Annotated in this window: 13 protein-coding genes and 5 tRNA genes; 2 read left to right on the forward strand and 16 right to left on the reverse strand. The window is 53.5% G+C overall.

Features of this window, described 5'->3' with window-relative positions; genetic code table 11:
- Positions 1 to 12 precede the first annotated feature (12 nt).
- A complete protein-coding gene (gene leuS, locus I6L74_RS14155) occupies positions 13 to 2,595 on the reverse strand; it encodes a leucine--tRNA ligase (RefSeq protein ID WP_072241808.1) in 2,583 nt (860 codons plus the stop codon).
- A 214-nt stretch (positions 2,596 to 2,809) separates the two neighbouring features.
- On the opposite strand from leuS, the gene I6L74_RS14160 reads away from it, so the two are divergent.
- Positions 2,810 to 3,292 carry a zinc ribbon-containing protein gene (locus I6L74_RS14160; protein WP_059178750.1) on the forward strand — a complete coding sequence of 161 codons (483 nt, stop codon included), beginning with the start codon at positions 2,810 to 2,812 and terminating at the stop codon, positions 3,290 to 3,292.
- Between the two features lie 170 nt (positions 3,293 to 3,462).
- Here I6L74_RS14160 and rihA read toward each other — a convergent pair whose 3' ends face one another.
- From rihA to miaB, 10 genes are all read right to left on the reverse strand, one after another.
- The gene (rihA, locus tag I6L74_RS14165; RefSeq protein ID WP_059178656.1) at positions 3,463 to 4,398 is read right to left on the reverse strand and encodes a pyrimidine-specific ribonucleoside hydrolase RihA; all 936 of its coding nucleotides are present in this window, start codon (positions 4,396 to 4,398) and stop codon (positions 3,463 to 3,465) included.
- A 125-nt stretch (positions 4,399 to 4,523) separates the two neighbouring features.
- Positions 4,524 to 5,249, reverse strand: a complete 726-nt coding sequence (locus I6L74_RS14170) for an amino acid ABC transporter ATP-binding protein (protein WP_059178655.1) — start codon at positions 5,247 to 5,249, stop codon at positions 4,524 to 4,526.
- Positions 5,246 to 5,923, reverse strand: coding sequence for a glutamate/aspartate ABC transporter permease GltK (gltK, locus tag I6L74_RS14175; protein WP_012016580.1), 678 nt, complete (start codon positions 5,921 to 5,923; stop codon positions 5,246 to 5,248). Before gltK ends, I6L74_RS14170 begins: the two co-directional genes overlap by 4 nt.
- Entirely contained in the window at positions 5,923 to 6,663 is a 741-nt protein-coding gene (locus I6L74_RS14180; protein WP_012016581.1) for an amino acid ABC transporter permease, read from the reverse strand. Before I6L74_RS14180 ends, gltK begins: the two co-directional genes overlap by 1 nt.
- Positions 6,664 to 6,818: 155 nt before the next feature.
- On the reverse strand, positions 6,819 to 7,724 hold the full coding sequence (locus I6L74_RS14185) for an amino acid ABC transporter substrate-binding protein (RefSeq protein ID WP_012016582.1): 906 nt from the start codon (positions 7,722 to 7,724) through the stop codon (positions 6,819 to 6,821).
- Positions 7,725 to 8,081: 357 nt separating this feature from the next.
- Positions 8,082 to 9,620, reverse strand: coding sequence for an apolipoprotein N-acyltransferase (gene lnt, locus I6L74_RS14190; protein ID WP_059178654.1), 1,539 nt, complete (start codon positions 9,618 to 9,620; stop codon positions 8,082 to 8,084).
- A gap of 5 nt (positions 9,621 to 9,625) precedes the next feature.
- The gene (gene corC / locus I6L74_RS14195) at positions 9,626 to 10,504 is read right to left on the reverse strand and encodes a CNNM family magnesium/cobalt transport protein CorC (protein ID WP_059178653.1); all 879 of its coding nucleotides are present in this window, start codon (positions 10,502 to 10,504) and stop codon (positions 9,626 to 9,628) included.
- A gap of 103 nt (positions 10,505 to 10,607) precedes the next feature.
- On the reverse strand, positions 10,608 to 11,075 hold the full coding sequence (gene ybeY, locus I6L74_RS14200) for an rRNA maturation RNase YbeY (protein ID WP_012016585.1): 468 nt from the start codon (positions 11,073 to 11,075) through the stop codon (positions 10,608 to 10,610).
- Entirely contained in the window at positions 11,072 to 12,118 is a 1,047-nt protein-coding gene (locus I6L74_RS14205) for a PhoH family protein (RefSeq protein ID WP_059178652.1), read from the reverse strand. Before I6L74_RS14205 ends, ybeY begins: the two co-directional genes overlap by 4 nt.
- A 172-nt stretch (positions 12,119 to 12,290) precedes the next feature.
- Entirely contained in the window at positions 12,291 to 13,715 is a 1,425-nt protein-coding gene (miaB, locus tag I6L74_RS14210) for a tRNA (N6-isopentenyl adenosine(37)-C2)-methylthiotransferase MiaB (RefSeq protein WP_059178651.1), read from the reverse strand.
- Between the two features lie 136 nt (positions 13,716 to 13,851).
- On the opposite strand from miaB, the gene ubiF reads away from it, so the two are divergent.
- A complete protein-coding gene (gene ubiF, locus I6L74_RS14215; RefSeq protein WP_059178650.1) occupies positions 13,852 to 15,027 on the forward strand; it encodes a 3-demethoxyubiquinol 3-hydroxylase in 1,176 nt (391 codons plus the stop codon).
- A 103-nt stretch (positions 15,028 to 15,130) separates the two neighbouring features.
- Here ubiF and I6L74_RS14220 read toward each other — a convergent pair.
- The 5 genes from I6L74_RS14220 to I6L74_RS14240 all read right to left on the reverse strand — a co-directional run bounded on the left by I6L74_RS14220 (position 15,131) and on the right by I6L74_RS14240 (position 15,636).
- Positions 15,131 to 15,205: transfer RNA gene (locus I6L74_RS14220), tRNA-Gln, on the reverse strand.
- 37 nt (positions 15,206 to 15,242) lie between these two features.
- A tRNA-Gln gene (locus I6L74_RS14225) sits at positions 15,243 to 15,317 on the reverse strand.
- A 45-nt stretch (positions 15,318 to 15,362) separates the two neighbouring features.
- Positions 15,363 to 15,439: transfer RNA gene (locus I6L74_RS14230), tRNA-Met, on the reverse strand.
- Between the two features lie 16 nt (positions 15,440 to 15,455).
- Positions 15,456 to 15,530 (reverse strand) — tRNA-Gln (locus tag I6L74_RS14235).
- Positions 15,531 to 15,561: 31 nt separating this feature from the next.
- Positions 15,562 to 15,636: transfer RNA gene (locus I6L74_RS14240), tRNA-Gln, on the reverse strand.
- Positions 15,637 to 15,643 lie beyond the last annotated feature (7 nt).

The raw sequence follows: 15,643 nt of genomic DNA on the forward strand, positions 1-15,643 counted from the left end.
TTCCTCCCGCGCTTAGCCAACGACCAGATTCAGCAGTTTACCGGGTACGTAGATCACTTTACGCACGGTAACGCCCTCAAGGTATTTCGCAACCAGATGTTCCTGGCCTGCGCGTTCACGAACCTGTTCTTCAGTTGCATCGACTGCAACGGTAATTTTACCGCGCACTTTACCGTTGACCTGAACCACAACCAGCATGGTGTTTTCAACCATTGCTGACTCATCAGCAACAGGCCACGGTGCGTTATCGATATCGCCTTCGCCTTTCAATTCCTGCCACAATGTGAAGCACGCATGTGGTGTGAACGGGTTCAGCATACGAACGACAGCCAACAGCGCTTCACGCATCAAGGCACGATCCTGCTCGCCTTCCAGCGGTGCTTTCGCCAGCTTGTTCATCAGTTCCATAATAGCCGCAATTGCGGTGTTGAAGGTCTGACGACGACCAATATCATCGGTTACTTTTGCGATAGTTTTGTGAACATCGCGACGCAGTGCCTGCTGATCTTCACTCAGCGTACCGACGTTCAGGGCGGGCGCTTCGCCCTGAGAAGTATGCTCGTAGACCAGTTTCCAGACGCGTTTCAGGAAGCGGTTCGCGCCTTCTACGCCTGATTCCTGCCATTCCAGCGTCATATCCGCCGGGGACGCAAACATCATGAAGAGACGCACGGTATCTGCACCGTAACGTTCAACCATCACCTGCGGGTCGATGCCGTTGTTTTTGGACTTGGACATCTTACTCATGCCGGTATACACCAGCTCATTGCCCGCCGCGTCTTTCGCTTTCACGATACGGCCTTTCTCGTCGCGCTCAACGATCGCATCAACCGGGGATACCCAGTTACGCTCGCCGTTCACGCCGACATAGTAAAACGCATCCGCGAGAACCATGCCCTGGCACAGCAGCTGTTTTGCTGGTTCATCAGAGTTAACCAGACCTGCGTCACGCATCAACTTATGGAAGAAGCGGAAGTAGAGCAGGTGCATGATGGCGTGTTCAATACCACCGATGTAAATATCAACCGGCAGCCAGTAGTTCGCTGCTTTGGAATCCAGCATACCTTCCTGATACTGCGGGCAGGTGTAGCGCGCGTAGTACCAGGATGACTCCATAAAGGTGTCGAACGTATCCGTTTCACGCAGCGCTGGCTGACCATTAACGGTGGTTTTCGCCCACTCCGGATCGGCTTTAATCGGGCTGCTGATCCCGTCCATGACCACGTCTTCCGGTAAAATAACCGGCAGTTGATCTTCTGGCGTTGGCAGCACGGTGCCATCTTCCAGCGTGACCATTGGAATCGGCGCACCCCAGTAACGCTGACGGGAAACACCCCAGTCGCGCAGACGATAGTTCACTTTTCGCTCACCGACGCCCAGGGAGGCCAGTTTATCCGCGATAGCGTTGAAGCCTTCTTCGAAGCTCAATCCGCTGAATTCACCAGAGTTAAACAGGGTGCCTTTTTCGGTCAGCGCCTGCTCAGACAGATCTGGTTCTGAACCGTCAGCCGCCAGGATAACCGGCTTGATGTTGAGGCCGTATTTGGTCGCAAACTCATAATCACGCTGATCGTGGCCCGGAACGGCCATAACTGCACCCGTGCCGTATTCCATCAGCACAAAGTTGGCTGCCCAAACGGGAACCGCTTCGCCGGTCAGTGGGTGAATGGCGTTGAAACCTGTCGCAACGCCTTTTTTCTCCATCGTCGCCATATCGGCTTCTGCCACTTTGGTATTGCGGCATTCGTCGATGAAAGCGGCCAGCGCTGGATTGTTCGCAGCAGCCTGCTGTGCCAGCGGATGACCCGCGGCAACGGCCAGGTAAGTCGCACCCATGAAGGTGTCGGGACGCGTGGTATACACCGTGAGCGTCTGATCGCTGTTTTCAACGTTGAAGGTGATTTCTACGCCTTCAGAGCGGCCAATCCAGTTGCGCTGCATCGTTTTAACGGTGTCTGGCCAGTGATCCAGATTATCGAGATCGCGCAGCAGTTCGTCAGCGTAAGCGGTGATTTTAATGAACCACTGTGGGATCTCTTTGCGCTCAACTTTGGTATCGCAGCGCCAGCAGCAGCCGTCGATAACCTGTTCGTTCGCGAGAACGGTCTGGTCGTTCGGGCACCAGTTCACCGCAGAGGTTTTCTTGTACACCAGGCCTTTTTTGTACAGCTCGGTGAAGAATTTTTGCTCCCAGCGGTAATACTCTGGGGTACAGGTCGCCAGCTCGCGGCTCCAGTCATAGCCGAAGCCCAGCATTTTGAGCTGGTTTTTCATGTAAGCGATGTTGTCGTAGGTCCACGGCGCAGGGGCCGTGTTGTTTTTCACTGCCGCGCCTTCAGCAGGCAGACCAAACGCATCCCAGCCAATCGGTTGCAGGACGTTTTTACCGAGCATACGCTGGTAGCGCGCGATCACATCACCGATGGTGTAGTTACGCACGTGGCCCATATGTAGTCGACCAGAAGGATAGGGAAGCATCGACAGGCAGTAATACTTCTCTTTGCTCTCGTCTTCAGTGACTTCGAAAGTACGCTTCTCGTCCCAGTGTTGCTGGACTTTTGTTTCTATCTCTTCCGGGCGGTATTGCTCTTGCATGGCAGCCAGTGGTCCTGTTCTCAATACAGCTACAAACGTAGCCAATGGATGGGGAATTTCAGATCCGCCTAGCATAGCCCAAACGTCCGCCTCAAAACAGCCTTTCCCAAAAAACGCGCTTGCAGGAATTTACGCAGAGTGTGGATGACCTGACACAGCGCTTCGCAAATAAGGTCTATCATTAGAGACAGTTACTTACCCGGGAGGCGAAATGATGAACAAGGTTGCTCAATATTACCGCGAACTGGTGGCCACACTGACGGAACGGCTGCGCAATGGAGAACGCGATATCGACGCGCTGGTCGAACAGGCTCGTGCGCGGGTCGTGCAAACGGGTGAATTAACGCGTACCGAAGTCGAAGAGGTAACGCGAGCCGTGCGGCGCGATCTGGAAGAGTTCGCGAGAAGCTACGAAGAGAGTCAGAATGAAATCACGGACAGCGTATTTATGCGCGTCATCAAAGAAAGTCTGTGGCAGGAGCTGGCGGATATTACCGATAAAACCCAGCTGGAGTGGCGCGAAGTTTTCCAGGATCTGAATCATCACGGCGTGTATCACAGTGGCGAAGTGGTGGGATTGGGTAATCTGGTGTGCGAGAACTGTCACTTCCACCTGGCGGTATACACGCCTGACGTGCTGCCGCGCTGCCCAAAATGTGGTCACGATCAGTTCCAGAGGCGACCGTTTGAGCCCTAGGTAGATGTACTCTCCCGCCGAAACGGAGAGAATGGGTGTTACCTCCCTCTCCCCGTGGAGAGGGGCAGGGTGAGGGCAAGAGACCGCACAAGGGAAAAGCAAAAAGGCAACGCCAGTTGCCTTTTTTAGTGTTTGCTCCCTCTTCCCGTGGGAGAGGGCATCAGAACGCACTAGTTGTAAAACGTCAGCCGCTCCGCGAGTAAATCCACAAAACCCTGTCTGTCGATATCGACCATCAGCGTGGTATTCGGTTTGTTACCGGTCAGCGAATAATAATCCACCACCGTCATCCCTTGCGTGTATTTCCCCTGCGTTTCCACGCCGACCCAGCGATCAACTGTGGTAAACAGCTCCGGTTTTAACAGCCAGGCAATCGTACATGGATCGTGTAACGGCGCGCCATGGAATCCCCATTTTTCCGCTTTGTGGTACTCCATAAAGAAGTCGAGCAATTCTGCCACGGTGGTCGCAACAGGGTTGCCAATCGCGCGGAAACGCTCAACGTCTGCTGCCATAATTTGCGCGCGATGGGTGACGTCAAGGCCTGCCATCACAACCGGTAAGCCGGACTGGAACACAATCTCAGCCGCTTCGGGATCGACAAAAATGTTAAATTCGGCGGCAGGCGTCCAGTTCCCTAACCCCATCGAACCACCCATGATCACAATACGCGCGATCTTACTGTGCAGTTCTGGGTGGCTATTGAGCAGTAGCGCCACGTTCGTTTGCGGGCCGGTTGCCACCAGCGTGACGGGGTCATCGCTTTCGCGCAGCACGTTGGCCATCAGCTCGACCGCTGTACACTCCTGGGGGTTGAAAGCCGGTTCTGGCAGTGCCGGGCCGTCAAGTCCGGTCTCGCCATGGACGTTATCAGCAATAATTAAATCACGCATCAGGGGCTTGCGCGCGCCACCCGCTACCGGAATATCGGTACGGTTAAGCAACGTCAACATGCGCAACACGTTACGCAACGTTTTGTCGGGCGTTTGATTTCCAGCGGAAGAGGTAACTGCTTTGAGAGCCAACTCCGGTGACGCGAGGGCAAGAACAAGTGCGATAGCGTCATCATGACCCGGATCGCAATCGAGAATAATAGGCAGTGCCATAGCGTTCTGTTCTCCATTCTGAGCGTGAGTTTGTGACAAGGTTAACGCCGCGATGTGATACAGACGAGAAAAAGAGAGGCAAAGCGTGAAGTCGTGCGCAATCCGAAGATTGCGCACGGTATTGATTAGTGCAGGATTTTTGCGAGGAAGTCTTTAGCGCGATCGGATTGCGGATTGGCAAAGAAATCTTCTTTCGGAGAATCTTCGACAATCTTGCCTTCATCCATAAAGATCACGCGATTCGCCACTTTACGGGCAAAGCCCATTTCGTGGGTCACCACCATCATGGTCATGCCTTCGTGAGCCAGCTCAACCATGACGTCCAGCACTTCGTTAATCATCTCTGGATCGAGTGCAGAAGTGGGTTCATCGAACAGCATGGCAATCGGGTCCATACACAGCGCGCGGGCGATAGCCACACGTTGCTGCTGACCGCCGGAAAGCTGCGCCGGGAACTTATTTGCATGGGCAGACAACCCGACACGTTCCAAAAGCTTTAACCCTTTTTCACGCGCGGCCGTTTTATCGCGCTTGAGCACTTTAATCTGTGCCAGCGTCAGGTTCTCAATAATCGACAGATGCGGGAACAGCTCAAAGTGCTGGAATACCATGCCGACATGAGAACGCAATTTCGCGAGGTCAGTGCTTTTGTCGTTCACCTTCGTGCCATCGACTGTAATCTCACCCTGCTGAACAGGTTCAAGGCCGTTAACGGTTTTGATAAGCGTAGATTTACCGGAACCTGACGGCCCGCAAACCACCACCACTTCGCCTTTTTTTACTTCCGTTGAGCAGTCGGTCAGCACCTGAAAGTGCCCATACCATTTTGAAACATTTTTCAGGGAAATCATTGCACTGTCCTTTTCTTCAGCCAGCTGACCAATAGCGATGCACTTAAACTAATTGCAAAATAAACCGCACCTGCAAACAGGATCATCTCCACCTGCGTACCGTCACGCTCACCGATTGTGGAGGCTGTACGGAAGAAGTCCGCAAGACTCAGCACATACACAAGCGACGTATCCTGGAAGAGGACAATACCCTGCGTGAGCAGCAGTGGAACCATGGCGCGAAACGCCTGCGGCAAAATGATGAGCTTCATTGACTGCCAGTGGGTCATGCCTAGCGCAAGCGCTGCGCTGGATTGCCCACGTGAAATGCTCTGAATTCCTGCGCGAATAATTTCTGAATAATAAGCCGCCTCAAACATCGAGAAAGCGACCATCGCAGAGATCAGGCGGATATCCGCTTTCGGCGAAAGCCCAAGCACGTTTTGCAACAGACCCGGTACGATCAGATAAAACCACAGCAGCACCATCACCAGTGGAATGGAGCGGAAAACGTTGACATAAGCCGTGGCGAACCAGGCAAATGGTTTAAAGCTCGACAGGCGCATGACCGCCAGAATCGTGCCCCAGACAATACCGATAACGATGGCAATGACGGTGATTTTTAAGGTAATCAACAGTCCGTCCAGCAGATACGGCATCGATGGGACGATGGAACTCCAGTCAAACTCGTACATTATTTGCCCCCCAGATTGCCCGGCAGGCGAGTTTTACGTTCAACCAGGTTCATCACCAGCATGATGACAGTGTTAATCAGCACATAGGCGAGCGTGATCGCGGTGAAGGATTCCCACGCGTGCGCGGAGTAATCCAAAAGCTTGCCCGCTTGCGCCGCCATATCGACCAGACCGATGGTCGAGGCGATCGCCGAGTTTTTCACCAGGTTCATCATCTCTGAGGTCATCGGCGGCACGATCACGCGATAGGCGTTTGGCAGCAGCACATAGCGGTAGGCTTGTGGCAGCGTCAGTCCCATTGCCAGCGCGGCATTTTTTTGCCCACGCGGCAGAGACTGGATGCCTGAACGAACCTGCTCACAGACGCGCGCCGCGGTGAACAACCCAAGGCAGAGCATGGAGGAGACGAAGAACTGAATGTTAGGGTCCAGCTCCGACTTAAACCACATGCCGAGATTTTCAGGTAACAGTTCAGGAACGACCAGATACCACGTAAAGAACTGCACGATTAACGGAACGTTACGGAACAGTTCAACGTAAAGCGTGCCAAGAGAAGAGAGGAAACGGTTAGGTACGGTACGCAAAATACCGAACAGCGAGCCGACAAGGAAAGCGATAATCCAGGCCGTTATAGAGAGCGCAACGGTGACCTGAAAGCCGCTCCACAGCCAGCCGAGATAGGTTGTGTTGCCGAACGGGGCTTGTTGCAGAAAAATGCCCCAGTTCCAGTCTATTGACATAATCAACTCCAGAAAAAAAAGGGTAGCAGCGCTACCCTCGAAGATTGGTGAGAAGCTCAATTTTCGCGCTGAGTGGGGAACGACCACTCAGCGTATAGTCTGTCCACGCTTCCCGACAATCGAGAGGGCAGGAGATCCCGCCCCTATGGTTCTAATTAGTTAAGTGCTTTGTCGTTTGGTTCTTTGAACAGGGCTTTCATGTCGCTAGACAGTTCAAAGTTCATGTTGAGATTTTTTGGTGGAATCGGGTTCTTGAACCACTTATCGAACCATTTTTCCGCTTCGCCAGAGGTCTGCGTCTTCGCGATGGTGTCATCGATCAGCTTTTTGAAGTCTGCATCGTCTTTACGCAGCATACAGCCGTAAGCTTCTTTAGACTGCGCGGTGCCGACGATTTCCCAGTTATCAGGCTTCTTCGCTTTTGCACGTTCGCCAGCCAGCAGAGCGTCATCCATCATAAAGGCCACTGCACGACCGCTTTCCAGCGTACGGAAGGAGTCACCGTGGTCTTTCGCACTGATGATGCGCATATCCATTTTCTTCTCTTCGTTCAGCTTGTGCAGCAGAACTTCAGAAGTGGTACCCGAGGTCACAACAACGGCTTTGCCTTTCAGGTCCGCGAAGTCTTTAATGTCACCGCCTTTTTTGGTCAGCAAACGCGTACCGACCACGAAAATGGTGTCGGAGAAGGCCGCTTGTTTTTGACGCTCAAGGTTGTTCGTCGTAGAACCACACTCAAAATCGAAAGTGCCGTTTTGCAGCAGCGGAATACGGTTTTGTGAGGTAATTGGAATCAGCTTCACCTCAAGATCGGGCTTGTTCAGCTTTTTCTTGACGGCTTCAACGATTGCGTTGGAGTAATCCTGTGAGTAACCCACGACTTTTTGCGTGTTGTCGTAGTATGAGAACGGGACGGAAGATTCACGGTGGCCGACCACGATCACGCCATTTTTGGCAATCTTGTCGAGAGTGCTCCCGGCTGCCGGGGCGTCTTCAGCGTGAACGACGCTTGCGGACATTCCCATTACCAGCATTGCTGTGGCCAGTTTACGTAATTGCATACCCAACTCCTTTTATTATCTGCGCCAGAGACGCATCGATACCCATTGTGATGTTGTTATATCTCGCGCTATGCGAGTGCAGTGTTATGCAAGCTTGTTAACATTTAGTCTGGCTTAATGTAAAGATTTTGCTGCGTTATTGTTTATTTTTGCGAAGCGCGCCGCACCATTCAGAGGCAATAATCTTTCGTTGCACCGTTTCGGTGCTACCGCTGAACTGCGATGGTGCGACTGAGTTGCACGTCAAGCCAAACGACTGAATATGTGATTTAACAAAGCAATAGGTGTGCCAGAAATGGCAAATAAGGCAGGATTTTTTTGCCCGGCACACAACGCGTGGCCGGGCAAAGGAGGGGCTTAACGACGACGCCGACGTAAACTCATCAGTAGCGCGCCAAAACCAAATAGCACAGTCAGGATCCACAGCGGCCAGTTTCCGGTACGAGCGTACGGCGTCAGGCCAGTGGTTGGGGTAACTTTCGTGGTCAATACCGCACGGGTGAACTGCGGGATCATCGCCTGGATTTCGCCCTGCGGGCCAATCACTGCGGTGATGCCGTTGTTGGTGCTGCGCAGTAACGGTCGGGCCAGCTCCAGCGAACGCATACGCGCCATCTGGAAATGTTGCCACGGGCCAATCGACTTACCAAACCAGGCATCGTTTGAAATGGTCAGCAGATAGTCGGTGTCAGCGCGGAAGTTGTCGCGGACCTGCTCGCCAAGAATAATTTCGTAGCAAATGGCGGGGGTCAGCGCTAACCCATGGGCATGCAGCTGTGGCTGGACGTAGGGGCCGCGGCTAAAGGACGACATTGGCAGATCGAAGAACGGGGCGAGCGGGCGAAGAATTGATTCCAGAGGGACAAATTCGCCAAACGGCACCAGGTGATTTTTGTTGTAGCGGTTGGTCGACTCGTAGCTGTACGGATTGTCCTTCCCAAGCGTAATGATGGTGTTGTAGGTGTCGTAACGGTTTTGCTTATTCAGCCGCGCGTCGACAATCCCGGTGATCAGCGTGCTATTACGCGCACGCAGCAGATCGTCCATCATGCTCAGAAAACGTTGCTGATTGATTTCCAGATCCGGAATCGCCGATTCAGGCCAGATAATCAGCTGCGATTTACCCATCTCTTTTTGCGTCGCATCGAGATAGATTTTCAGCGTGTTAATGAGCTGGTTCTCGTCCCACTTCAGCGACTGAGGGATATTGCCCTGTACCATAGACACTTGGGTGGCGCGTTCAGGCTCCAGCGTAAACCACTGGATGTAACGCAGCGGGAAGGGCAGTGCGAACAGCACAACCGCAACAACCAGCGGTTTCCAGTTACGTTTAATCAGTGCCAGAACGAGCAGGCCGGTGACCACCATCAGCAGGAAGTTGATCGCCTCGACGCCCATGACAGGTGCGAGTCCTTTCAATGGACCGTCAATCTGGCTGTATCCGAACTGGAGCCACGGGAAACCGGTGAGTACCCAGCCGCGCAGGAATTCGGTAATTTGCCAAACGACAGGCGCAGCAATGGCGACACGAATCCAGGTCGTTTTAGGCCACAGGCGAGAAAGAATGCCTGCAAACAAACCGGTATACAGTGAAAGATAGGCGGCCAGCAGCAGCACAAGGAAAACGTTAACTGGCCCCGGCATTCCGCCAAACTGCGCGATACTGACGTAAACCCAGTTAATGCCTGAGCCGAACAGGCCAAGCCCCCAGAAGTAGCCGATTGCGGCGGCCTGTACCGGGCGACGGTTAAGCGTTAATCCTTGCAAACCCATCAGCGAAACAAGCGCTGCGGGCCAGATGTCGTAAGGAGAAAAAGCCAGCGTTCCGCTGGCTCCGAATAACAGCGCCAGCAGCAAACGTACGCGCTGGCGTTCAAATAATGGGGCAAATGCCATTTACATTAGTCTTCCAGTTTTGGTACCGGGGAGTCGTCCGGCATTCGGACGTGAACCTGTATAATACGGCGACTGTCGGCCATGGCGACCTTAAACTGGTAACCGTCGATTTCAACGGATTCGCCACGCGCAGGAAGATGACCAAATGCCTGCATCACCAGACCACCGATAGTATCGACCTCTTCATCGCTGAAGTGGGTGCCGAAAGTTTCGTTGAACTCTTCAATAGAGGCCAGCGCGCGCACGGTCCAGGTGTGACGACTCAACTGACGGAATTCGATATCGTCTTCTTCGTCATATTCGTCTTCAATCTCGCCGACAATCAGTTCGAGAATGTCTTCAATCGTAACAAGGCCGGAAACACCGCCAAATTCATCGATAACAATCGCCATGTGGTAGCGTTGGGAGCGGAACTCTTTCAGCATGCGATCGACACGCTTACTTTCCGGAACCACCACCGCCTGACGTAACACTTTTTCCATGCTGAAGGCTTCGGCATCGCTGCGCATAAACGGCAGCAGATCTTTCGCCATCAGAATCCCTTCGATGTGATCTTTGTCTTCGCTGATGACCGGGAAACGCGAGTGGGCAGATTCGATGATGACATCGAGGCACTCGTCCAACGTCTGGTTGCGTTTCAGGGTAATCATCTGCGAGCGGGGGATCATAATATCGCGAACGCGCTGGTCGGCGATGTCCATGACCCCTTCGAGCATTTCGCGCGTATCTTCGTCGATAAGATCGTTCTGCCCGGAATCACGAATCAGCTCCAGAAGTTCATCACGGTTTTTTGGCTCACCGTGGAAAAGCTGGCTCAGAATGAGGGAGAAAAATCCCTTCTTGCTGGTTGTCGTGTCGCTACTGTGTGAATTGTCGTCGCTCATGGCGTTTGTTAAGGGTTCTCTCGTCAGTGTAAAGCGCACCGCCGCAGGAAATGTCCCTTTGCGGCGGCATGATGTGTCAGTTCAGCTACATAAGCTTCGCTGACTATTCTTTCTCGGCAATGTACGGATCCTCATAGCCCAGAGCAAGCATTATCTCTGTCTCAAGGGATTCCATCTCTTCCGCTTCTTCGTCTTCGATATGATCGTAACCAAGCAGATGCAGGCTACCGTGAATGACCATATGCGCCCAATGCGCGTCGAGCGGTTTTTGCTGTTCTTTGGCTTCCTGTTCAACCACCTGGCGGCAGATGATTAAATCACCCAGCAGCGGCAGCTCAATACCAGGAGGTGCTTCAAACGGGAACGAGAGCACGTTAGTCGGCTTATCTTTCCCGCGGTAGGTCAGGTTGAGCTCGTGGCTTTCCGCTTCATCCACCACACGAATCGTCACTTCTGACTCTTCCTGAAACTGGGGTATCACCGCATCCAGCCATTTCTGGAACTGACTCTCTTCCGGCAAACCGGAATTGTCTTCACATGCCAGCTGTAAATCGAGGATCACCTGACTCATTTATTCTCTTGCTCCTGGGATTCGCGTTTGCGTTCCGCTGCGTGTTCTGCTTTACGTTTTTGCTCTGCCTCTTCCCACGCCTCATAGGCGTTAACGATGCGCGCTACCACCGGATGGCGGACCACGTCTTCGCTGTTGAAGAAGTTAAAGCTGATTTCATCCACTTCCGCCAGCACTTCTATGGCGTGGCGCAGACCGGATTTCGTGCTGCGCGGCAGGTCGATCTGGGTAATATCGCCGGTAATCACGGCTTTCGAGTTGAAGCCAATACGCGTCAGGAACATCTTCATCTGTTCGATGGTGGTGTTCTGGCTCTCATCAAGAATAATAAACGCGTCATTCAGCGTACGGCCGCGCATGTAGGCCAGCGGGGCGACTTCGATAACGTTTCGTTCAATCAGCTTTTCGACTTTTTCAAAGCCCAGCATTTCGAACAAGGCGTCATACAGTGGACGCAGATACGGATCGACTTTTTGGCTCAAATCGCCCGGCAGGAAGCCCAGTTTTTCACCGGCTTCGACCGCTGGACGGGTCAGCAGAATTCGGCGAATGTCCTGGCGTTCCAGCGCATCAACTGCCGCTGCAACGGCCAGATACGTTTTACCGGTCCCCGCAGGGCCGACGCCGAACGTGATGTCATGATCAAGAATGTTGGCGATGTACTGCGCCTGATTCGGCGTGCGTGGCTTGATGACGCCGCGCTTAGTTTTGATATTAATCACCTTGCCGTATTCAGGAACGCTGTCCGCGCTCTGTTCCAGTACGCGCGCTTCTTTAATCGCGAGGTGAATTTTTTCAGGCTCGATATCCTGCGTCTCTCCGCGCATCGGGGCGGTATCGACATACAGGCTGCGCAGGATATCCGCCGCGGCGTTGACGCAGAGGGTGCGTCCGGTGAGTTTGAAGTGATTATCGCGACGATTGATTTCAATACCCAGACGTCGCTCCAGTTGTTTGATGTTGTCATCAAACGGCCCGCACAGGCTCAGCAGGCGAGCGTTGTCTGCTGGCTCAAGGGACATTTCACGCGTTTCTGTATTCAAACTGTTCCTCTTAAGGTGTGTATTGCCGGATTGCAATATGCAAATTCGGCCTACAGACGAGTCGTCATAACGAAATTATTCACGCCACAGATTAAAGGCGCAAGCTTATGCTTGCATATTGGGGATGCAGAAGGGAATTACAAGGCCTGCCAGACGGGCAGGCCTGAACGCATCACGGCTGATACACCACCGCGCCTGAATCATTTTCTTTGCGCGTACGGGCAATGACGGAGGCAGGTGTTTCCGCCACGCGCAGTCCCATCTGATCTTCTGTACGAACCACTTTGCCACGCATGGAGTTGGTGAGCACTTCCAGAATTTCAATGTCGACAAACTTGCCGATCATGTCCGGCGTGCCTTCAAAGTTAACCACGCGGTTGTTCTCGGTACGGCCTGAAAGCTGCATGACGCTCTTGCGGGACGTGCCTTCCACCAGAATACGCTGGGTCGTGCCAAGCATGCGACGACTCCAGGCCGTGACCTGCTGGTTAATACGCTCCTGTAAAATGTACAGGCGCTGTTTCTTTTCGTCTTCCGGCACATCGTCAACCATATCGGCAGCAGGTGTTCCCGGACGTGCGGAGAAGATAAAGCTAAAGCTGACGTCAAAATTGATTTCACCGATAAGCTTCATGGTGCGCTCAAAGTCGTCGGTCGTTTCGCCAGGGAAGCCAACGATAAAATCGGAGCTTATCTGGATATCCGGACGCGCTTCACGCAGCTTACGGATGATAGCTTTGTATTCCAGCACGGTATGGGTGCGGCCCATCAGGTTCAGTATACGGTCAGAACCGCACTGGACCGGCAGATGCAGGAAACTCACCAGCTCTGGGGTATCGCGATAAACGTCAATGATGTCATCCGTGAATTCGATCGGATGGCTGGTGGTAAAGCGCACGCGATCGATACCGTCGATAGCGGCAACCAGACGCAGCAGTTCGGCAAAAGTACCGGTGCTGCCATCGTAGTTTTCGCCGCGCCAGGCGTTGACGTTCTGGCCTAGCAGGTTCACTTCACGTACGCCTTGCGCCGCAAGCTGGGCGACTTCAAACAGGATGTCATCACACGGGCGACTGACTTCTTCGCCGCGGGTGTACGGCACCACGCAGTAGGTACAATATTTATTGCAGCCTTCCATGATAGAGACGAACGCGCTCGGGCCGTCGGCACGAGGCTCCGGCAGGCGGTCAAATTTTTCGATTTCCGGGAAGCTGACATCGACAACCGGGCTGCGGTCGCCGCGCACCGAGTTGATCATTTCTGGCAGGCGATGCAAGGTCTGCGGGCCAAATACGATATCAACGTACGGGGAGCGGGTGCGAATCAGTTTACCTTCTTGCGAGGCCACGCAACCACCGACACCGATGATCAGATCCGGATTTTTCTTTTTGAGAAGTTTCCAGCGGCCTAACAGATGGAAGACTTTTTCCTGCGCTTTTTCACGAATTGAGCAGGTGTTAAGCAGCAGCACATCGGCTTCTTCTGCGAGTTCGGTCAGTTCATACCCGTGGGTCGCATTCAGCAGATCGGCCATCTTTGATGAATCGTATTCGTTCATCTGACAGCCCCAGGTTTTTATATGGAGTTTTTTAGTCATCGACTTGCTCAGGCTCAGGATTGCAAGCCGCGTATTGTAATGCTTTGGTGGGGTTGTGACCAGTATGAAGGTTGGCAGCCGCAAGGGCGTAAAAATCCGGTAAACTGAAGGGATTCTCTTAAAAGGATTATTGACCATGACACTCCAACAAACCGAAATTGCCGTTGTCGGCGGCGGGATGGTCGGCGGCGCACTGGCGCTCGGGCTGGCACAGCAGGGATTTCAGGTAACGGTCATCGAACAGGCCGCACCGCCTGCGTTTGATAATACGCAGCAACCCGATGTTCGGATCTCCGCGATCAGTGCGGCATCGGTGGATCTTCTGCGTGGGCTGGGGATTTGGGATGCAATCCTGGCGATGCGCGCCCATCCGTATCGCCGGCTGGAAACCTGGGAGTGGGAAAACGCCCATGTCACGTTTGATGCCGCCGAGCTGAAATTGCCGCTGCTGGGTTACATGGTGGAAAATAATATCCTGCAACTGGCGCTCTGGCAGGCGCTTGAGGCGCACCCAAACGTCACGTTACGCGTCCCGGCTTCGCTGAAAGCACTTCATTGTCGCGAAGGTGGGCATTTACTCGTGCTGGACAACGGCGATGAGCTGGCAGTCACGCTGGTCGTTGGGGCGGACGGCGCGAATTCGCAGGTCCGACAGATGGCGGGGATTGGTATTCATGCCTGGCAGTATCAGCAGTCTTGTATGCTGATTACGGTTAAATGCGAGAACGATCCAGGTAACAGCACCTGGCAGCATTTTACGCCAAACGGCCCGCATGCCTTTTTGCCGCTTTTTGATAACTGGGCTTCGCTGGTGTGGTACGACACCCCTGCGCGAATTCGTCAGCTACAAGGGCTGTCGATGGAGCAATTACAGCGCGAAATTGAACACCATTTCCCGGCTCGGCTCGGTAAGGTGACTCCGGTTGCGGCGGGTGGCTTCCCGTTAACGCGTCGGCACGCGCTGCAATATACGCAGGAAGGACTGGCGCTGGTGGGCGATGCGGCGCATACCATTCATCCGCTGGCAGGACAGGGCGTTAATCTCGGCTATCGTGATGTCGAAGCGTTGCTGGATGTATTACAGAGTGCACGAGGACACGCAGAGCCTTGGGCGAGCGCGGCAGTGCTTAAGCGTTACCAGATGCGGCGTATGGCGGATAATTTCCTGATGCAGTCGGGGATGGACTTGTTTTACGCGGGATTCAGCAACGATCTCGGTCCGTTGCGCGTGTTGCGTAATGTGGGGCTGATGGCTGCGGAACGTGCGGGCGGCCTTAAGCGGCAGGCCTTGAAGTACGCCTTGGGTCTTTAAACTTTGCACTGACCCTTCCCTTTTCCCTTTGGGGAGAAGGGAAGGGGACGCACTATACGACAAAAACAAAAAAGCCCGCAGAGCGGGCTTTTTTGTGACTTATTGGCTGGGGTGCAGGGATTCGAACCCCGGAATGCTGGTATCAGAAACCAGTGCCTTACCGCTTGGCGACACCCCAATTGCGTTAAACAAAAGGGTCAACGACTTTTTAAAATTGGCTGGGGTACGAGGATTCGAACCTCGGAATGCTGGTATCAGAAACCAGAGCCTTACCGCTTGGCGATACCCCAACAATTTTTTCTGGGTGACCGACGTTAATCGATACGTCCCTAATTTGGTGGCTACGACGGGATTCGAACCTGTGACCCCATCATTATGAGTGATGTGCTCTAACCAACTGAGCTACGTAGCCGAACTGCATTCTTCGATGGCTGGGGTACCTGGATTCGAACCAGGGAATGCCGGTATCAAAAACCGGTGCCTTACCGCTTGGCGATACCCCAATAACCACGGAGAACCGCAAATCGAAGAAAATGGCTGGGGTACCTGGATTCGAACCAGGGAATGCCGGTATCAAAAACCGGTGCCTTACCGCTTGGCGATACCCCATCCGTGC

This window comes from Lelliottia amnigena, from assembly GCF_019047465.1.
Lineage (GTDB): Bacteria > Pseudomonadota > Gammaproteobacteria > Enterobacterales > Enterobacteriaceae > Enterobacter > Enterobacter amnigenus.